Annotated in this window: 15 protein-coding genes; 1 reads left to right on the forward strand and 14 read right to left on the reverse strand. The window is 73.6% G+C overall.

Annotation, left to right across the window (positions count from 1 at the left end):
• Positions 1-3 precede the first annotated feature (3 nt).
• Positions 4-2,676, reverse strand: a complete 2,673-nt coding sequence (alaS, locus tag VGW35_08970) for an alanine--tRNA ligase (GenBank protein HEV8307788.1) — start codon at positions 2,674-2,676, stop codon at positions 4-6.
• Positions 2,677-2,735: 59 nt separating this feature from the next.
• Between alaS and VGW35_08975 the strand changes: the two genes are divergently transcribed.
• A complete protein-coding gene (locus VGW35_08975; protein HEV8307789.1) occupies positions 2,736-3,491 on the forward strand; it encodes a hypothetical protein in 756 nt (251 codons plus the stop codon).
• Here VGW35_08975 and VGW35_08980 read toward each other — a convergent pair.
• The 13 genes from VGW35_08980 to VGW35_09040 all read right to left on the reverse strand — a co-directional run.
• A complete protein-coding gene (locus VGW35_08980; protein ID HEV8307790.1) occupies positions 3,478-6,834 on the reverse strand; it encodes an adenylate/guanylate cyclase domain-containing protein in 3,357 nt (1,118 codons plus the stop codon). The two genes, VGW35_08975 and VGW35_08980, sit on opposite strands and share 14 nt — an antisense overlap.
• A 28-nt stretch (positions 6,835-6,862) precedes the next feature.
• On the reverse strand, positions 6,863-8,236 hold the full coding sequence (locus VGW35_08985; protein HEV8307791.1) for a TldD/PmbA family protein: 1,374 nt from the start codon (positions 8,234-8,236) through the stop codon (positions 6,863-6,865).
• Positions 8,233-9,681 (reverse strand): TldD/PmbA family protein, encoded by a 1,449-nt coding sequence (locus VGW35_08990; protein ID HEV8307792.1) that lies wholly within the window; start codon positions 9,679-9,681, stop codon positions 8,233-8,235. The genes VGW35_08985 and VGW35_08990 overlap by 4 nt, the downstream gene beginning before the upstream one ends.
• A gap of 51 nt (positions 9,682-9,732) precedes the next feature.
• Positions 9,733-10,218, reverse strand: a complete 486-nt coding sequence (locus VGW35_08995) for a DinB family protein (protein HEV8307793.1) — start codon at positions 10,216-10,218, stop codon at positions 9,733-9,735.
• Positions 10,219-10,354: 136 nt separating this feature from the next.
• Positions 10,355-10,876 (reverse strand): regulatory protein RecX, encoded by a 522-nt coding sequence (locus VGW35_09000; GenBank protein ID HEV8307794.1) that lies wholly within the window; start codon positions 10,874-10,876, stop codon positions 10,355-10,357.
• A 15-nt stretch (positions 10,877-10,891) separates the two neighbouring features.
• The gene (gene recA / locus VGW35_09005) at positions 10,892-13,030 is read right to left on the reverse strand and encodes a recombinase RecA (protein HEV8307795.1); all 2,139 of its coding nucleotides are present in this window, start codon (positions 13,028-13,030) and stop codon (positions 10,892-10,894) included.
• Between the two features lie 120 nt (positions 13,031-13,150).
• The gene (gene thpR / locus VGW35_09010) at positions 13,151-13,711 is read right to left on the reverse strand and encodes an RNA 2',3'-cyclic phosphodiesterase (protein HEV8307796.1); all 561 of its coding nucleotides are present in this window, start codon (positions 13,709-13,711) and stop codon (positions 13,151-13,153) included.
• Between the two features lie 174 nt (positions 13,712-13,885).
• Positions 13,886-15,115 (reverse strand): nicotinamide-nucleotide amidohydrolase family protein, encoded by a 1,230-nt coding sequence (locus VGW35_09015; protein HEV8307797.1) that lies wholly within the window; start codon positions 15,113-15,115, stop codon positions 13,886-13,888.
• A gap of 9 nt (positions 15,116-15,124) precedes the next feature.
• The gene (locus VGW35_09020) at positions 15,125-15,688 is read right to left on the reverse strand and encodes a phosphatidylglycerophosphatase A (protein ID HEV8307798.1); all 564 of its coding nucleotides are present in this window, start codon (positions 15,686-15,688) and stop codon (positions 15,125-15,127) included.
• On the reverse strand, positions 15,588-16,934 hold the full coding sequence (gene rimO, locus VGW35_09025; GenBank protein ID HEV8307799.1) for a 30S ribosomal protein S12 methylthiotransferase RimO: 1,347 nt from the start codon (positions 16,932-16,934) through the stop codon (positions 15,588-15,590). Before rimO ends, VGW35_09020 begins: the two co-directional genes overlap by 101 nt.
• Before the next feature lie 33 nt (positions 16,935-16,967).
• The gene (locus VGW35_09030) at positions 16,968-18,104 is read right to left on the reverse strand and encodes a response regulator (protein HEV8307800.1); all 1,137 of its coding nucleotides are present in this window, start codon (positions 18,102-18,104) and stop codon (positions 16,968-16,970) included.
• Entirely contained in the window at positions 18,101-18,466 is a 366-nt protein-coding gene (locus VGW35_09035) for a response regulator (protein HEV8307801.1), read from the reverse strand. Before VGW35_09035 ends, VGW35_09030 begins: the two co-directional genes overlap by 4 nt.
• Positions 18,463-19,373: ATP-binding protein (locus tag VGW35_09040; protein HEV8307802.1), on the reverse strand; the 911-nt coding region annotated here is incomplete at its 5' end. The genes VGW35_09040 and VGW35_09035, both read right to left, overlap by 4 nt.

Genomic DNA, 19,373 nt, shown 5'->3' on the forward strand with positions numbered 1-19,373 from the left:
GGCTCAGCCCCCGGCGGCGCGCGCGACCCAGTCGTACACGGCCGCCAGCGCCCGATCGAGCCCGCCCGGGTTCTTCCCGCCGGCCTGGGCGAGGTCCGGGCGGCCGCCGCCCGCGCCGTCGATGGCCTTGGCGACCTCCTGGACGAGCTTCCCCGCGTGGAAGCGCTTCGTCAGGTCCCTGGTGACGGCGCTCACCAGGCTCACCTTCCCGTCGGTCACGCTCCCAAGACAGATCACGCCCGATCCGAGTCGCTCCCGCACCGAGTCGGCGACCGCGCGCAGGCCCTCGGGATCCAGCCCGTCCACGCGCGCCGCCACGACCGTCACGTCCCCGATCTGGCGCGCGCCGGCCACCAGGTCCTGAGCCCGGCTCCGGGCGAGGCGGACCTCCAGCTCCTCGAGGCGCTTCTCGAGCGCCCGCTGTTCCTCGAGGAGCTTCCCGAGCCGCCGCGGCAGCTCGAGCGGCGGGATGCGCAGCAGGTCGGCGGCCTGGCGGAGGGCGTGCTCCTGCTGGCCGACGTGCTGGAGCGCGGCGTCTCCGGTCACGGCCTCGAGCCGGCGGACGCCGGCCGCGATCGCGCCCTCGGTGACCACCTTGAAGAGCCCGATCTGTCCCGTCGCGTCGAGATGGGTGCCGCCGCAGAGCTCGGTCGAGAAGTCCCCGATCCGGATCACCCGGACGCGCTCGCCGTACTTCTCGCCGAAGAGGGCCAGGGCGCCCATCCGGAGCGCCTCGTCGCGCTGGGTCCAGAAGGGGTCCACCGCCAGGTTGTCGCGGACCTTCTCGTTGACGAGGTCCTCGACGTTCTCCAGGTCGCGGTCCTTCACCGGGCTCGGGTGGGTGAAGTCGAAGCGGAGCCGATCGGGGGCGACCAGGGACCCGGCCTGGGTGACGTGGGTGCCGAGCACGCGCCGGAGGGCCGCGTGGAGCAGGTGGGTGCCGGTGTGGTGAAGCCGGAGCCCCTGGCGGCGCGGGGATTCCACGGCGACCGCGACCTCCTCGCCTTCCCGGAAGCCGCCCTGGGTCACGCGCACCCGATGCACGATGAGGCCGGGGCCCCGGAACTGGGTGTCCAGGATGGCGCCCTGCCCCTGCCGGCCGGTGAGCTGGCCCGTGTCGCCGATCTGACCGCCCGACTCGGCGTAGCACGGGGTGCGGTCCAGGATCACCTCGACCTCGTCACCGGCCACGGCCTCCCGCCGGCGGCCCCCGTCCCGCACCATGGCGAGGATGCGCGCGGGCGTGGCCAGGGCCTCGTACCCGAGGAACTCGACCCGCGGGAGCTCGCTGGCCAGCGTCTGGTAGACCGCGCCCCGCTCGCCGGCCGCCGTCCCGAAGGCCGCGCCTTCCTGTGAGCGCTTCCGCTGCGCCTCCATCTCGGCGGCCCACGCGGCCTCGGTCTCGCCGGTGACCCGCCACCCGTGCTCCTGGAAGATCTCCTCGGCGAGGTCGCGGGGGAAGCCGTAGGTGTCGTAGAGCTTGAAGAGGAGCCGCCCGTCGATCGGCCGGCCGGCGCCCTCGCCCTCGGCCGCCAGGCGTTCCATGATCCGGGTGGTGCCGGCGTCGAGCGTCTCGGCGAAGCGCTCCTCCTCGAGCCGGACGGTCTCGGCCACCCGCGTCCGTTCGGCGACGAGCTCCGGGTAGACCTCGCCCATCAGGGCCGTCACCGTCCCCGCGACGTCCCACAGGAACGGCTCCATCAGCCCGAGGAGGCGCCCGTGGCGCATGGCCCGCCGCATGATGCGGCGGAGCACGTAGCCCCGCCACTCGTTCGACGGGAACACCCCGTCGGAGATCAGGAACGCGGCCGCCCGGGCGTGGTCGGCGATGACCCGCATCGAGACGTCGTCCGACTCGCGGGCCCCGTAGGGCTTCTCGGCCAGGCGCTCGACGTGGGCGATCAGCGGACGGATCAGGTCGGTGAGGAAGTTCGAGTCGACGCCCTGGACGACGGCGGCGACCCGCTCGAGCCCCATGCCGGTGTCGATCGAGGGCTTGGGGAGACGCACGAGCTGGCCCTGGGCGTTCCGGTCGAACTGCATGAAGACCAGGTTCCAGATCTCGAGCCAGCGGTCGCACTCGCAGGCGGGGCCGAGGCACGGTCGGCCCGCCTCCACCTCGGCACACGGGAGGTGGTCGCCCTGGTGGTAGTGGACCTCGGAGCAAGGCCCGCACGGCCCGTGATCCCCCATGGCCCAGAAGTTGTCCTTCTCGCCCAGCCGGAGGATCCGGTCGTCCGAGAGGCCCGCCACCTTCTTCCAGAGCGCGAAGGCCTCGTCGTCGTCGGTGAACACCGTCGCCCACAGCCGCGCGGGCGGCAGCCCGAGGTCCCGGGTCAGGAACTCCCAGGCGAAGGCGATCGCCTCGGCCTTGAAATAGTCGCCGAACGAGAAGTTCCCGAGCATCTCGAAGAAGGTGTGGTGTCGCGCGGTCCGCCCGACGTTCTCCAGGTCGTTGTGCTTGCCCCCCGCCCGGACGCACTTCTGGCAGGTGGTGGCCCGGGCGTAGTCGCGGCGCTCCTCGCCCAGGAAGGCGGCCTTGAACTGGACCATCCCCGCGTTGGTGAAGAGAAGGGTCGGATCCTGAGCGGGGACGAGCGACGAGGAGGGCACGATCGTGTGCCCGTTCCGCTCGAAATACCGGAGAAACCGATCCCGCAGGGCGTGGCCGGTCATGGGACTTTTATCATACCATCTGATAGACTGCGCGCGATCGCCCACGCTCGGGAGGCGCGATGCGTCAGGTCCTGGGGGTCGTGCTCGTCCTCGCCTCCTGCTCCGTCGCGGTGGCCCAGGAAGACCGGCGCGATTCCGGGGGGCGCGGGCTCATCACGTTCGAAGGCCCGGCCGGGCTGTTCATCAACCCCACCTCGGGGACGCTCCCCCGAGGGCAGTTCACCCCCCAGTACTGCGTGGCCCTGTTCGAGCAGGAGGACGTCGTCGTGGCGTGGCACCAGGCGATGATCGCCTACGGTGTCACCGACTGGCTCGAGGTGGGAGCGATCGGCGTCATCGAGCACTTCGACTCCGATCACTCCCTCGCGGCCGGCGGGCCTCTGCTCCGGATCCGCCTGCTCGAGGACGAGGGCTGGCAGCCCGAGGTGGGGCTGGGCGGCGTGCTCCGCGAGGGCGCGGATGTCCTGACGCGACGCACCGTCTTCGCGGCCGCCTCCAAGCGCTTCCCGATCGACGAGCTGGGTATCCTGCGCGCGGTGCGCCTCCACACCGGCATCCGCCGATACTGGCAGGACGCCGACGTGAACGCGGCGAACGGCACGGTTGCCTTCCTGGGCGGTGAGCTCGAGCTGCCCCGGGGTCTCTTCCTGGTGGCGGAGATCTCGACCAGGAGCGAGACGCTGCGGCACACGCCCTTCGCCTTCGGGGTTCAGGTCCGCCGGCCGGACGGCTTTGCCTTCACGCTGGCCGTCCTCCAGACCGGCAACCAGGACGGCCTCGGCGCCTACGTCGGCATCGGCATCAACTTCCAGTGAGGTCCCGGAGGAGGCGCTCGACGCGCTCGGCGTCACGCTCGGCCCGCATCGCCGCGAAGCGCTCGTGGGCCCGGCCGAGCTCGACCCGGGCCCGCTCGCGATCGCCCGCCTGCCACAGCGCCTCGGCGCGATAGACCGCCGTCCGGGCGGCCTCCTGGGCGCGCTGGAGGCCCTCGAACGCCTCGAGCGCACGGTCGAGAAGGGCGAGGGCCTCGCCGGCCGCGCCCGTGGACAGGGCGAGCCGGCCGAGGCCCCGCCAGGCGCCGGCGACCGCCAGCGGATGGCGTGCCTCGTCGTGGGCGGCCACCACGTCGTCGAAGGCGACGCGGGCCCCGGGGAGATCGCCGGTGAGGAGCCGCGCCTCGCCGAGGACCACCAGCACGAGCCCGCGGAGGAGCACGTTGCCGGAGCCGCTCAGCGTGTCGAGGGCCCCCTCGGCCAGGACCACGGCCCGCGCGCCCTCCCCCTGCTCCGTCGCCAGGATCGCCAGGTTCCCCTGGGCGAGGGCGGCCCCGTGGACATTGCCGATGGCGCGGCACGCCGCGAGCGACTGCTCGTGGTGCTCGCGCGCGGTGGCGAAGTCGCCCTCGCTCATCGCCAGGTTGCCGAGGTTGTTGCGGGCCCCGGCGATGCATTCGGTGTCGCCGGTGCGCTCCCAGATCGTGAGCGCCTGCTCGAAGTAGCCCCGGGCCGCCGGGTAGTCGCCGAGGTCGCGCGCCGCGTTCCCCAGGTTGTTCGCCGCCCGGGCGCGCTCGGAGAGGCTCCCGACCCGCTCGGCCGCCTCGTAGGCGCGCGCGTAGAGCTCGGCCGCGTCGGCGAACCGCCCCTGGGTGTGGGCGATCCGGCCCTCCAGCATGTCGGCGCGGATGGAGCTCCCATCGTCCTCCGTTCCGGCCGCCGCCCGTCCCTCGCCCAGGCGGGCCAGCGCGTCCGCGGCCCGGTCCGCGCGATGGTAGAGATCGGCCAGGTCGTAGAGCGCCTGAACCCGGGTGCCGGCCGCCGTGTCGTCCTCGCGGGCCAGCACGACGGCGCCGAGCAGGAGGCCTTCGGCCTCCGCCGTCCGTCCGGTGGAGAGGCAGGCGGCCGCCACCAGCCGGTCGCCCTCGGCCCGGTCACCCGCGCGCGCGGCGAGCGATCGCATCCTCTGGGCATGCTCCTCGGCCAGCCCGTAGGCCCCGACCCGGAGGTGCACGCGGGCGGCCCCGCCGTGCGCCAGCACGGCCAGGCGGCCCTCGGCCTCCGTGGGGGTGGCGAGCCGCCCGATCATCTCCAGGGCCCGCGCGTAGCGCCGGATCGCCTCGGGGTTGACGAAGAGCTCGGCGGCCCGATCCCCCGCGCGCAGGTTCGCCAGGGCGGCCTCCGCCCACGATTCAGCGCGCTCGAAGTGGTGGGCGAGGAGCTCGGGGGCCACGCCGTCGAGCCCGCCCCCCCGCTCGCAGAGGGCCGCCGCGGTCTCGGCGTGGAGGGCCCGGCGCTCCCGGAGCAGCAGGGTCTCGTAGCATGCTTCCTGAAAGAGCGGCTGGCGGAAGCCCCACCGGCCGGCCCCGAGGTCCGTGATCAGGTCACGGCGACGGAGCCCGGGCAGAAGCTCGGCGACCGGCGGCCCGCGACGGGCGGGCGCCTGCCGCACCAGCTCGGTCACACCCGGATCGAACTCGACGCCCTGAACGGCACACTGGCCGAGCAGGTCGGCCTCCGCCCGTGGGAGGCGATCGAGGCGGGCGACCATCGCCGCCCGGATCGACGCCGGCAGACTCACCGAGGCCGGCTCGGCCTGAGCGCTCCAGCGCCAGCGACCGTCGCCGGTCTGCGCCAGGATCTTCTGGTCGACGAGCGACCGCATCATCTCCTCGATGAACAGCGGGACACCGGCGGCCCGATCGAGGATGTCCCGCCGCAGCCCGGCGGGCAGGGTGACATCGCCCACGAGCCGATCGAGCAGCACGCCGGCCGCCTCGTCGCCGAGGCGACCGAGCTGGATCACGACCGAGAGCTCGTGGGGTGGCCGGGCCTCGTCGCGGGCCGTCACGATCACCGGCATCGGCCAGCCGGTGGGCTCGGCGCCCATCGACTCCAGGAGCTCCACCGAGGCCTCGTCGGCCAGCTCGTAGGAATCGAGGCCCACCGCGACATCCGGGGCGTGGGTCGCCAGCTCGCGGAGGAGCGTGGCCACGCCGCGCTCGACCATCCGGCGCAACGTCTGTGGATCCGGATCGGGGGCCGGCACCCCGAGCCGGCTCGGAGCCGCCAGGTGCCACAGCGCGTCCAGGAACGGGCTCAGGGCCGGACCCAGGGGGGCCAGGGCGCCCGCGAACGCCGGCCGCGTGGCGGGCGGGGCGGCGTCGCCGGTGAGGTCGCGGACGACGGCCAGGACCAGTCGCCGCGCCAGGCCGAACGGCCGGCGGCGGGCCTCCGGCGTCGCGACGACGGCGACGAGACGCACATCGGTCAGCCGGCGGGTCGCCTCCTCGACGAGCCGCGTCTTCCCGATGCCCATCTCGCCGCGGATCTCGATCCAGCGCGCCGATGCCCCCTCGCGGCCGGCGGCGGCGCGCCAGCGGGCCGTGAGCGCCGCCAGCTCGGCCTCCCGCCCGGCGAGCGCGACCGACAGCCCATCGCGGCCGCGGGGATCGACCTCCGCGACCTCCCGCACGAGCTCGTAGGCCTCGACCGGCTCCGCCTTGCCCTTCACCGTGAGCTGGCGGGGCGGCCCGAACTCGAACTGCCCGCGCGTCCGCCGGACCACTTCCCGGGAGACGAGCACCCCGCCCGGCGGCGCCGCCGACTCCAGGCGCGAGGCCAGGTTGACGGTGTCTCCCATGACGGAGTAGTCCATGCGCACGTCCGAGCCGACGCCCCCGGCCAGCACGAGGCCGCAGTGGAGGCCGATCCGCATGCGGAGGGGGACCCCGGTGCGCGCTTCGCACCGCTCGGCGAAGCCCGCCAGGAAGACCTGCATCGCCAGCGCCGCCCGGCAGGCCCGCGCCGGGTCGTCCTCGTGGGCGACCGGCGCGCCGAAGAGGGCCATGACGCTGTCCCCGATGTACTTGTCGACGTAGCCCTCCTCCTCGGAGATCGCCGCACCGAGTCCGGCGAAGCAGTCGTTCATCACCGCGTGAACGTCCTCCGGGTCGAGCCGCTCGCTCATCCGGGTGAAGCCGCTGACGTCGGCGAAGAGGACGGCCACCTCGCGCCGCTCGCCGCCCAGCGCGCCGGCCGGTTCCGGTCTCGGGGCCGGCGGCACCGCCGGCGCGGGCGCGGGAGCGTCGGCGAGCCGCTGGCCGCAGTTCCCGCAGAACTTGAAGCCAGCGGGGATCTCGGTCGCGCAGGCCGGGCAGATCATCGGCGGGACAACGACACCGAGGGCGCAGTCAGTAGTGGGTCGTCCCCGTGAACGTGAACGCCGCCAGGTGCACAGCCGGGACGCGGATCGAGCCGGCCTCGAAGTCCCAGAGGTCGAGCCGCTGGAGCTTGAGGACGTGCTCCATCGCGACCACCCCGGCCAGCGCCTCGTGATAGGACTGGGTGAAGCGGAAGTTCTGCACCGGGGACGCGACCTCGCCGTTCTCGATGAGGAACGTGCCGTCCCGGGTCATGCCGGTCACGATCGTCCTGAGTGGATGGACCCAGCGGGTATACCAGAAGCGCGAGACCAGGATCCCCCGCTTCACGCCCGCGATCAGCGCCTCCCGGGTCTTGGTCCCGGGCTCGAGCCGGAGGTGCATCGGGAGGGGCGCGGCCGGCCCGGTGGGGAGCGCGTGGCCCGTGTTCCGGGCGCCGTTCCGCGCGGCCGTCTGCGAGTCGTAGACGATCGAGCGGGCGTGCCCGCGCTCGATCAGGACCAGCCGCTCCGAGGGGACCCCCTCGAAGTCGAACGGCCGGGGCAGCCCCTCCGGGTCGACCGGGTCCTCGACCAGCGTGACGGTCTCGCCCGTGACACGCTCGCCGAGCCGCCCGCCGACGAAGGAGCGGCCTTCCTCGACGGCAAGCCCGGTGAGCTGGGAGCCCAGGAACTCCACCACGTCGGCCACGGCGTAGGGCTCGAGGACCACCTCGTAGGTTCCGGCCGGCACCTCCCGCGGCCGCTGGGCCCGCTGCGCCGTGTGGATCGCCTCCGCCGCCACCGCGCCGACATCGAGGCGGTCGAGGTCCGCGTGGACCCGGTCGGCATACCCCGAGCCCGCCTCGCCCAGCGCCACGGCCTGCGCCTCGGCCACGGTCCCGGCGTGATAGGCCCAGGTCCCGTGCGAGTTCGCGACAGCGACCTCGTTCACGGTCGTCGACACGAAGCCGGCCGCGCGGAGCCCGGCGACCCGGCTGGGCCCGCAGATGGTGGCCGCCAGGCGCGCGCGCCGCTCGGGCGAGGCGGCGGCGGTGGCCTCGCGGAATGCCGGGGCGTGCGGCGCCGCCCCGGCCGCCGGGAGCCCGGCCCACTGCGGATTCTCCGGCGCCAGCCGGACCAGCGTGCCGGCTTGCCGGGCGGCCGCGCGGATGCCATCGGGATCGAGGCGGTTCGTCCAGACCGCGGCCACGCGCTTGCCGGCGACGACCCGAATCCGGAGGTCAGCGCCGGCTGCCGCCACGTTCTGGTGGACCGCGTTGTTCGCGAAGCGCGTGAGCGCCTGGGTCTGGCCGAGGACCAGCGCCTCCGCCTCGTCGCCCTCCGTCTCCTGGAGCGCCCGCTCGGCCGCCTCGCGGAGCGCCTGCTCGCCGAAGGCGCCGGGGTGCTCGGGCGGCGCCGTCACCGGAGGACACCCACCCGGACGTTTCGGAAGCGCGCGGGCGCGGCGCCGTGGCCGGTGTGGGCCGACTGTCCCGGCTGCCCCTTGCCACAGTTCGGCGTGCCCCACATCACCCAGTCGCGCTCCCCGCAGACGGCGTCGCACGAGCCCCAGAACTCGGGCGTGATCCCGGTGTAGGTGGCGTTCCGGAGCATGGTCCCCGGCTTTCCCCCTCGGATCTCCCAGGCGATCTCGGTGCCGAACTGGAAATTGAGCCGCCGGTCGTCGATCGACCATGAGCGGTTGGTGTCCATCAGGATGCCCTCGTCCGTGTCCGCGATGAGATTTTCCAGCGTCCACGTCCCGGGCATGACCGACACGTTGGTCATCCGGATCAGCGGGAGCCTGGCCCAGCCGTCGGCCCGCATGGTCCCGTTCGGCGCCAGGCCGAGGGCGGCGGCCGTCTCACGGCTCGTGAGGTAGCCGACGAAGCGACCCTCCCGTACGGCCCAGCCCCGGCTGGCCGGCACGCCCTCGTCGTCGAAGCCGAAGGTGCCCAGGCCGCCCGGGAGCACGGCGTCGATCTGGATGTTGACGTGCTCGCTGCCGTAGCGGAAGCGGCCGAGCCGGTCCGGCGTGAGGAAGGACGTCCCGGCGAAGGCCGCCTCGGTCCCCAGGACGCGGTCGAGCTCGATCGGGTGGCCGCACGACTCGTGGGTCTGGAGGGCGAGCTGGTTCCCCGAGAGGATGATCGTCGTCCGGATGTCCTGCGGGCACGGCCGGGCCGACAGGAGGGCGACCGCCTCCTCGGCGATCCGGGGCGCGTGCCCGACCAGGTCCTGCCGGAGGACGAACTCCCAGCCGCCCGTGTTCTGGTGGCGCCCTCCCGAGTTCGGGTACGAGCGACGCTGCATCTCGCCGGCCCCCACCGCCTCGGCCTCGATGCCGCACCCCGTTTCGTAGAGGACTTGCTCGATGGCGGCCCCTTCGGCCGAGGCGAAGAGCTTCGTCTCGCGCCAGATCTCGGCCGAAGCCCGGGTCGTCCGGAGCCCCTTGACCGCCCGCATGGCGGCGTCGGCCCGGAGCAAGAGGTCGACCCGCTCGCCGAGTGGTACGTCGAAGGGGTCGATCACGATGGGCGTCCGGTAGGTCGCCCGGACCGGCGTCACCTCGGCCAGCCGGACGTCGGCCGCCTTCACGAGCGCGGAAGCCCGCGCGAGCGAGACGGCGAGCGCGGCCACGCGGTCAGCCTCGGTCGCGGTGAGCACCTGGGACGCCGCGAATCCCCAGGCGCCGTCGGCAATCACGCGGAGGCTGAAGCCGGCGGTATCCTGGCGGGTGAGGGCGTCGAGGTGCCCGTTTCGAACGAGCATGTCCTCGACCTCGCGGTGGACGAAGCGGGCATCGGCGTAGGTCGCCCCCCGCACCCGGGCGGTGTCGAGCGCGCGGGCGGCGAGGTCCCGGGCCACGGCGATCACGGCGGGGTCACCCCACCTCGGGATTCCGTGGCGGCGGGCGTCTCAGGGACGGCGGGCCGTCCAGCCGTCCCGGTTTTGCCGGATCTGGGCCGCGTGATCGTGGGCGTGGACCGCGTTGATCTCGAGCCAGCGCTCCACGGAATAGGGGCCCATCTCGCTGTGAGTCCCGACCCGGCGCCAGTCGGCCTCGCCGAGCTGCTCCAGGATCTGGGCCGTCGTGGCGCGCGCCGCCTCGATGGCCTGGAGAGCCGGCTCGATGGGCCGGGCCGCGTAGGCGAATCGCCGGGCGTAGATGCCCTCGTCGAACGCCTCGATGCGGGGCGCGTCCTCGGTCAGGAGGCGCCGGAGGCGGGCCGCGGCGATGAGGTCGCCGTCCGCGAGGTGGTGGACGATCTCGCGGGCGCTCCACTCGTCCCCTCCCGGACGCCAGTCGAGCTCGGACGGCGTGATGCCTCGGAGGGCGTCGGTGACCTCGGCAGGGCCGGCCTTGTAGCGCGCGATCAGCGACTTCCGCTCGTCTGCCGTCATGTCGGGTCCTCCTCGTCGGGAATCGCCACGCCGCACGCGTCGCGGATCGTTCAGCAGGAGGGGGAGTCCCAACCACTCCCCCTCCTGGACCTCCCCCACCTGGGAGTCGCGGGCACGCGCGACCCCCCGCCCACTGCTATTCGTCCGGGATCGCCACGCCGCACGCGTCGCGTACGACGCGGCGGACGATGTCACCGGGAAAGCCGCGGCGGAGCAGCCAGGCCTGCAGGCGCCGCCCGGCCCGCTCGGGTGTCGCGCGCCGGAGGAGTGGCAGTCGCCGGGCGGCCGCCTCGCGCGCTCGTGTCTCCTCGTCGTCGGCGGCGAAGGCCTCGCGGACGGCGGCGTCGACGAGGGGCCGGGCCACGCCCCGGGCGGTCAGCTCCTGCCGGAGGCGGCGGCTGCCGAGCGCGCGGCCCCGGGCCCGGGACTCCGCCCAGCCGAGGGCGAAGGCCCGGTCGTCCACGTACCCGCGAGCCTCGAGGTCGGCCACGACGGCCTCGGCGACCTCGGCGGGGGCACCGCGGCGCCGGAGCCGCGCCCGGAGATCGCGCCGGGTCCAGCCCCGGCGGCTCAGAAGGTCCAGCGCGACGGCCCGGGCCCGCGGCGCGTCAAGGAGGCGCGGTCGCCCGGTCTCGGCCCCGGCGCGACGGGCGGTCACGGCCGGGAATCCGGCTCACGCCCCGTCGCCGCGGGCCTTCAGGCCGACCGCCGAGCGGACCGCCGTCTCGATCTCGGCGGTGACCTTGGGATTCTCGCGGAGGTACTTCCGGGCGTTGTCGCGCCCCTGCCCGATGCGCTGGTCCCGGTACGAGAACCAGGTTCCGCTCTTCTCGACGATCCCGTGCTCGACGGCGAGGTCCAGGACGTTCCCCTCGCGGGAGATTCCCTCGCCGTACATCATGTCGAACTCGGCCTCGCGGAACGGGGGCGCCAGCTTGTTCTTGACCACCTTGACCTTGGTCCGGACGCCGATGGACTCGGTGCCTTGCTTGAGCGCGTCCATGCGGCGGATGTCCAGGCGCACCGAGGCGTAGAACTTGAGCGCGCGGCCGCCGGGGGTGGTCTCGGGAGAGTTGTGGACCACCACGCCGTCGACCAGATACGTGTGCTGGCCTTCGATCTCCAGATCGAACCGGTGCATCCCGCGCGTGGCGGGCTTGACGTAGCGATTGAGGATCCGGGCCGGCACCGCGCGCAAGACCCGGCGCTCGGCCAGGGACTCGGTCTCGGCCACGGGATGCCAGGCGAAGCGGCCACGGAGGCTCGGATGAAGCTTATAGTCCACGCTGGGATGGAGATAGGGCGTGATCAGCGCGTGCAGTCGCGCCGTCTGCCGCGAGTCGAACCGGAAGCCGCGGCCGTCATCGCGAGGCCGGCCCACGCCGAGGCGTTCCAGTGAGGCCATGACTCGTTCCCGCGCCTCGGGCGGCAGCGACTTGTTGTACAGCACGGCCTTTCCCTTGCCCCACCGCGCATATGAGCCGGCAAACGACCCGTCGTCCCCGTACCAGACCGCCAGCCCTCGGGCATCGAGACGATCGAGCGCTGAACCGGCGGCGGTGCGTCGACCATCCCGATCGTACAGCTCGGCGCGCAGATCGGCCAGGGCCGGCATCGAGAGCGTGTCGAAGCCGTAGCCGTTCCCCACGGGACCGATCGCCCGAGCGAAGGGGACCAGCATCTCGTGCTTCCAGCGCAGGTAGTCCTTCTGCGCCGGACCGTGTCCGACCCGGAAGTGTGCCGTATGCGCCCCGGTGCTCCGCAAGGAGCCGTCGCCGAGGCCGCTGCCGAGCAGGAGCTGGAGCTGGTCCTCGCTCAATCGGTAGTCCGGGACACTGACCAGCACCTCGTGCCCCACCTGGAGAGCGCCCGCCCGCACGCGCCCATGCGGCGTGAAGATGATGTGGTTCTCGGTGGCCGCAAAGCAGCGCCGTCCGGAGCGTCCGCCCTCGACCTCGAACTGCAGGAAGTGGTCGGCCCGGCCGTTGTCGAACCAGTTGACCACCCGGCGCGGCACGATGCGCCCGGTCTTCGGGTCGTAGGACAGGACCTCCACGGGCATGCGCTGGTTGACAATCTTCCCGATCTTCGCGCTCGTCCCGTCCGCGAGGGTCACGCGCGTCGAATAATGCATGCACCCGAACATCACCCCGATCTTCTCGCGGATCTGGTTGATGAAGACCACCGCCGTCCCCGAGCGCGAGATGGCCGCGGTGAGCTTCCGGAGCGCCTGCGACATGAGGCGGGCCTGGAGGCCGGGGAGGGAATCGCCCATCTCCCCTTCCAGCTCCGCCTTGGGGACGAGGGCGGCCACCGAGTCCACGACGATGACGTCGATCGCGGCCGAGCGGACCAGGTGCTCGGCGATCTCCAGCGCCTGCTCCCCCGTGTCGGGCTGCGAGATGAGGAGGTCGTCGATGTTGACCCCGAGCGCCTTCGCGTACTGGGCGTCGAGCGCGTGCTCGGCGTCGATGAAGGCCGCATACCCGCCCTGCCGCTGGGCCTCGGCGATCACGTGGAGGGCGAGCGTCGTCTTGCCCGAGGACTCCGGCCCGTAGATCTCGGTGACGCGCCCGCGGGGGACGCCGCCCACGCCGAGGGCGAGATCGAGCGCGAGGGATCCCGTGGGGATGACGGCGATCTCCTCGAGGGCGCCCGTCGACCCGAGCTTCATGACCGCGCCCTTGCCGAACTGCCGCTCGATCTGGCTCAGGGCCAGATCCAGCGCTTGCCGGCGGTCTCGATCGGCCTTGGACTCGGCCTTGGACTCGGCCTTGGACTCGGCCTTCGACTCCCCCTTCGCGTCCGCCATCACGTCCCTCCGTCGTTCTCCCGCGTCGCGTCCATGCGCGCGGGCCTCGGCCCTCCACCGCGTCGAATCGCCGCCATTCTACGAACCGCCCCCGGCGAAGTCAACGCGCGGCGCGCGGAATCACCGCGCCGCGAGCGCCTCCTTCGCCAGCACGCTGTGCCGCGCGCCCGCCGGATGGAGATCCGAGCGCATCAGGTACACCGCGTCGACCGGCGCCTCGCCGTAGCGCTCGGCCGGGGCCGCCAGCGCCTCGACCAGCTCGACCGCCCCGCGGGGCTGGCGGGCCCGGCCGAGTGTGACGTGGGCATGGAACGGCCGCCCCTCGGGCGGGATCCTCTGCTTCGCCAGCGCGGCCTCCACCCGCGCGTGCAGCGCCGCCAGCGGCTCGGCGCCCGCCGTCACGCCCACCCACATCACCCGCGGCGCCCGCGCGGTCGGAAAGCCGCCGAACCCCCCCAGCGTCACCGCGAAGGGGGCTGTCGCCGCGCCGGCCTCGGCCAGGGCCTCGCGGACCCGGCCGAGCGTCGCCTCGTCCACCGACCCGAGGAAGCGGAGCGTGAGGTGGAGGTTGTCGGCCGCCACCCATGACACGGCTGCCCCGCGCTGGCGCAGGACCCCCGCCGCCTCGTGGATCCGCGCCCGCAGCGCGTCGGGGAGCAGCACCGCGATGAAGCTTCGCACCCCGCGAGGCGCCGGCTCCCGCGGCGCCGGGGACCCGCGACGTCCGCCCGGTCGTCTCACCGCGGAGCAACCACCGTGCCTACCCCGCGGGTGTCGGCCGAACCGCCCGACGACGCGCGCCGGACGCGCCGCCGGCGTCGCCGCGTGGATACACGTCGAATCGTGCCGAAGACGTCACGGCTCCTGGAGACAGTAGCGACGGAGGAGGTCCAGCGCCCGCACCGCCGAGAACGCCTTGTTCCTCTCGCGGTCGCTCGCGAACCGGTGGTGCTCCACCGTGACCGCCCCCGGGTCCGCCAGCGCGATGAACACCGTGCCGACCGGCTTCGTCGGCGTCCCGCCGTCCGGCCCCGCGATGCCTGTGACCGACAGCCCGAGGTCGGTGCCCGCGTGGACCCGCACGCCGCGGGCCATCGCCGCCGCGCACTCCGCCGAGACCGCCCCGTAGCGCGCCAGCACGGCCTCCGGCACCCCGAGGAGCGCCTGCTTCGCCGCGTTCGAGTAGACGACGAGGCCGCGCTCGAAGTAGGCCGAGCTCCCGGCCACCTCGGTGAGCCGGTGGCCCACGAGCCCGCCCGTGCACGACTCGGCCAGGGCCAGCGTGAGGCGCCGGGCCCGCAGGAGCCGCCCGACCACCACCTCGAGCGGCTCGTCGTCCGCTCCGTACCACGCCGGCCCGAGCTCTGCGCGGAGGGCCGGCTCGACGTCCGCGAGCCGCCCCGCGGCCGCCGCGGCGGTCGGCCCCCGCAGCCGGAGGCGCACCCACACCTCGCCGGCGGCCTCGAAGGCGCGGCCGCTCACGCCGTCGACGTCGCGGAGGGCCGTCGCCAGGCGGGTTTCCGTCTCGGCGAGGTCGAGCCCGACGAGCCGAAGCGTGTGGACGACGGTGACCGGCTCGCCGCCGGGCCGCGCGAGGCGCGAGAGCAGGTGCTCCCGCGCCAGCCCGAGCGCCTGCCGCGTCTCGTTCGGAAGGATGGCCACGAGCCCCCCCGGCACCTCGGCGAGCAGTCCCGGCTCGTCACCGACCGCGGAGACCAGCACCGCGGTGCCCTGGGGGACGAGCGCGAGCCCCTCCGCCCGGCGCGGCATGGCCTGCCCGCGCCGCGCGAACGCGCTCGACACGGCATCGAGCGCCCGGTCGCTCAGGACGAGCCGCGTCCCCAGAAGCCGCGCGAGGGCCTGGCGGGCGACCGCGGCGCCCTCGCCCTCGCCGAGGCAGACGACCAGCCCGCCCGCCGCCACCGCCTCCCGGAGGGCCCGCTCGGCCTCGGCTTCGTCGGCCGGGACGACGCGGCGCCCCCGCACCGGCACGCCGTGGCGCTGGAGCCAGCGGGCGAGCGCTGGGGCCGCGTCGGCCGCGAGGGCCGGATCAGGGGCGACGGTGAGAAGCTCGGCGGTCGTCACCGGCGGCGGCTACACCCAGGCGGCGACGCGGCCGAGCAGGTTCGCGTACACGCCGGCCAGGAGATCATCCGTGACGATGCCCCAGCCGCCGGGCAGATCCTGGAGGCGGCGGATGGGGAAGGGCTTCCAGACGTCCATGACGCGGAAGAGGAGGAACAGGCCGAGGACCCAGCCGAGGCTCCGCGGGTGGCCGAGGAGGCTTATCAGCATGCCAGCGGCCTCATCGACGACGATCGACCCGGGATCGCGCCGGCCCACGCGCGCCTCCTCGCGGCCCGCCGCCCAGATGCCGACGACCGTGACGAGGACGGCCGCGCCGAGGAGCCCGGGATCGGCCGGGCGCAGGCCCCACACGAGGAGCGCGACGGGCAGGCTGGCGACGGTGCCGGGCGCCACCGGCGCGTAGCCGATCCCGGCGCAGGTGGCGATCCACCGGGCCGCCCGGTCGAGGGCCGTGGACGGCCGCTCGGGCTCAGCCGCGAGTGGTGGCGACGCCGACCAGGTCGTACCCGTCGACCTCGACGATCTCGACCGGGATCCGCTGGCCAGGGCGCAGGCCGGCGTCGCGGAGATACACGACGCCGTCGATCTCGGGCGCCTGCGCGGCGGTCCGCCCCTCCCAGGGAAACGCGGGGTCCTCGCTTCTGCCGTCGACCAGCACCTCCTGCACCGTGCCGAGGAGCGCCCGCTGGCGCTCCCAGGCGAGCGCGTCCTGGCGCTCCTGGACGCGGCGGGCGCGCTCGGCGGCGACATCATGCGGCACCGGGGGCGACTCGGCCGCGGGCATCGCGGCGGCCTGCGTCCCCTCCTCGGCCGAGTACGTGAAGACGCCGACCCGATCGAACCGGACTTCCTCGAGGAAGTCGAGGAGGCGCCCGAACGCCGCCTCCGTCTCGCCCGGGAATCCGACCAGCACCGTCGTCCGGAGGGTGGCCCCGGGGATCGCGTCGCGGAGGGCCGCCACGATCTCGGCCATGCGCCGCCGCGTGACGCCCCGCCGCATGGCGCGGAGCACGCCGTCGTCGGCGTGCTGGATCGGCAGGTCGAGGTACGGCAGCGCGCGGGCGCGCGCGAGCTTCGCGATGAGCCGGTCCGTCACGTGGGCGGGGTGGAGGTAATGGACGCGGATCCACGGGACCGGCGTGCCGCCGAGGGCGAGGAGGAGGTCCCCGAAGTCCGGGCGGCCCGGTCCGGCCAGGTCCTTCCCGTAGGCCAGCGTATCCTGGGAGACGAGGACCACCTCGGCGACGGCCGCCCGGCCGAGCGCGTCGACCTCGGCGACGATGTCGCCGACCGGGCGGCTCCGGTGGCGTCCGCGCATGAGCGGGATCGCGCAGAAGGTACAGGCCATGTCGCAGCCTTCCGCGACCTTGACGTAGGCGTAGGGCACGCGCCCCAGGCGGACCCGCGGCGCCGCCGCGTCGTAGAGGTAGCCCGGCGGGGCGCCGGTCACCCACTCCCGGCGGGCGTCGAGGCGGTGGACGACGTCGACGATCCGGGGGAGGTCGCCCGTCCCCAGGATCGCGTCGACCTCCGGCAGCTCGGCGAGGAGCTCCGCGCCGTAGCGCTGAGAGAGGCAGCCGGTGACGATCAGCCGGGGGCGGCGGGCGCTCCGCGCCTTCCACTCGGCGAGCTCGAGGATCGTCTCGATCGACTCGGCCTTGGCGCGTTCGATGAAGGCGCAGGTGTTGACGACGAGGCAGTCGGCGGCCTCCGGATGGTCGACGGGGGTGGCGCCGGCGTGCGCGAGAGCGCCCAGCATGAGCTCGGCGTCGACCTGGTTCTTGGGGCACCCGAGGCTGACGAGGTGGACCTTCATCACCGACGGCTCAGTATAGCATCTGGCCGCGTCTCACCTCCGGAGCCTCACCACGTTGAAGGCGGCGATCGCCTTGAGGAACCCCTTGAGCGACAGCGGGCCGACCGGCTCCGCCTCGACCAGCGCCTCGACCATTCCCAGCACGCGCTGGGACACGAGCACCTGGCCCGGGCGGGCCTCCCCGCACAGGCGGGCCGCCAGGTTGGTCACGGTGCCCACCGCCCCGTAGTCCCACCGGCCCTCGAAGCCGATGGCGCCGATCGTCGCGTAGCCCTGGGCGATGCCGACGCCGAAATCCAGCTCGTAGCCGCGCCTCCGCCACTGCCCGGTCAGCTCCCGCACGCGCTCCCGCATCGCGAGCGCCATCCGGATGGCCCGCTCCGCGGCGTTCGGCACGGGTACCGGATCGTTGAAGAAGACCATCATCCCGTCCCCGGCGAACCGCTCGAGCGTGCCCTCGTGGGCCAGGATCAGGGCGCCCATCTCGGCGTGGTACTCGCGGAGGACCCCCATGACCTCCTCCGGCTCGGCGGTCTCGGCGAAGGCGGTGAAGCCCCGGAGGTCCACGAAGACCACCGTCACGTCGCGCCGGTGGGTCTGGAGGGGATCGTCGGCGCCACCGGCGACGATCAGCTCGGCGAGCTGCGGCGAGAAGAAGCGCTTGAGCCGCGACAGGCGCTCGAGCTGGCCCAGCTGCTCCGCGACCCGCTTCTCCAGCATCTGGTTCCACTCGCCGAGCTGGGCCGCCTGCGCCTCGAGCCGCGCGGCCTGCGCCTGGACCGTGTCGTGGAGCGCCTTGATCCGCAGCATCGACTTGACCCGGGCCACCAGCGCCGCCTGGTCGACGGGCTTGGTCAGGTACTCGTCGGCGCCGGCCTCCAGGCCGGCCACGACGTCCTTCGAGTCGCCTTTGGCGGTGACGAGGATGACCGGCATGAAGGGGAGTGCGGGATCGGCCCGGAGCTGGCGGCAGACGTCGAGCCCGTCAAGCTTCGGCATCATGATGTCCAGCAGCACCAGGTCAGGCTGCGCCGCGCGAGCCAGGGCCAGCGCCGCCTCGCCGTCGGCGGCGGTGATCACCTCGTAGCCGTGGGCGGCCAGGCGGGTCTGGAGGATGTCCAGGTTCATCGGGTTGTCGTCGGCGACGAGGATGCGGGGCGGCGTCCTCACGGCACGTACTCGCGGATCTTGGCCAGGAGCGCCCGCGGGCTGAACGGCTTGGTGACGTAGGCGTCGCAGCCGGCCTCGAGGGCCTTGACGTCGTCGCCGCTGAGCGCGTAGGAGGTGACCGCGATGATCGGGATCGCGCGGAGCGCGGGATGGCCCTTGATCCGCCGCGTGGCCTCGTAGCCGTCGAGGCCCGGGAGCTGGATGTCCATGAGGATCAGATCCGGGCGCTCGGTCTCGGCGAGTCGCACGCCCTCCTCGCCGGTCAGGGCCTCGAGCATCTCGTAGCCGGCGCTCTGGAGGAGATCGTGCATGATGCGCCGGTTCTCCTCGTGGTCCTCCACGACCAGGATGCGGCGGCTCACGACGCGGGCGCCTGCCGCTCGACGCGGATCGGGAGCGTGAAGGTGAAGGCGGAGCCCTCGCCCGGGCGCGACTCGACCCGGAGACGGCCGCCGTGCAGCGCGACGATCCGCCGGGCGATCGAGAGCCCAAGCCCGGTGCCGCCCTTCTTCCGGGTGCTGGAGCTGTCGGCCTGCTGGAACTCCTCGAAGATCCGCTGCTGGTCGGTCTCGGCGATCCCGGGACCGGTGTCCGAGACCGAGACGACGAACACGCCATCGGCCGCCCGGGCCTCGATCCGCACCTCGCCGGCCTCGGTGAACTTGAGGGCGTTCCCGACCAGGTTCAGCAGGACCTGGGTGAGGCGCCGCTCGTCGCCGCGGCCGGGCGGCAGGTCCGGGGCTACGGTGACCTTCAGGGCAAGCGCTTTCTCGGCCGCCAGCGACTCGACGGCGGTGAAGACCGTGTGCACGACCTCCTTCATGGAATAGTCGGTGAGGGCCAGGGTGAGCTGCCCCGCCTCGATCTTGGAGAGGTCGAGGACGTCGTTGATCAGGCCGAGCAGATGGCGCCCGCTCTTGTCCACCCGCTCCATGACGTCCCGGAGCTTCGGGGACACCTCGCCGTAGATCCCGTCGAGGATCAGCTCGGTGTAGCCCAGGATGGCGTTCATGGGGGTCCGCAGCTCGTGACTCATGTTGGCGAGGAACTGGGACTTGTGCCGGCTGGCGACCTCGAGCTGGCGGCCCTTCTCCTCGATCTCGCGGAAGAGCCGCGCGTTCTGGATCGCCAGGACGGACTGGGTGGCGAAGGCCTCGAGGAGGTTCACCGTCTCGACCGGAAACTGCCCGGGAACCCGGCGACGGACCACCAGCGCGCCGACGATCCGATCCTCACGCAGGAGGGGGACGGCGAGCAGCGCGCGGTAGC

Source organism: Candidatus Methylomirabilota bacterium (genome assembly GCA_036005065.1).
In the GTDB taxonomy this organism is placed as follows: domain Bacteria; phylum Methylomirabilota; class Methylomirabilia; order Rokubacteriales; family DASRDR01; genus DASYQW01.

Coding starts and splice junctions, on each gene's coding strand:
- alaS (HEV8307788.1), bottom strand. CDS start 2,676: ATGACCGGCCACGCCCTGCGGGATCGGTTTCTCCGGTATTTCGAGCGG.
- VGW35_08975 (HEV8307789.1), top strand. CDS start 2,736: ATGCGTCAGGTCCTGGGGGTCGTGCTCGTCCTCGCCTCCTGCTCCGTC.
- VGW35_08980 (HEV8307790.1), bottom strand. CDS start 6,834: ATGATCTGCCCGGCCTGCGCGACCGAGATCCCCGCTGGCTTCAAGTTC.
- VGW35_08995 (HEV8307793.1), bottom strand. CDS start 10,218: ATGACGGCAGACGAGCGGAAGTCGCTGATCGCGCGCTACAAGGCCGGC.
- recA (HEV8307795.1), bottom strand. CDS start 13,030: ATGGCGGACGCGAAGGGGGAGTCGAAGGCCGAGTCCAAGGCCGAGTCC.
- rimO (HEV8307799.1), bottom strand. CDS start 16,934: ATGAAGGTCCACCTCGTCAGCCTCGGGTGCCCCAAGAACCAGGTCGAC.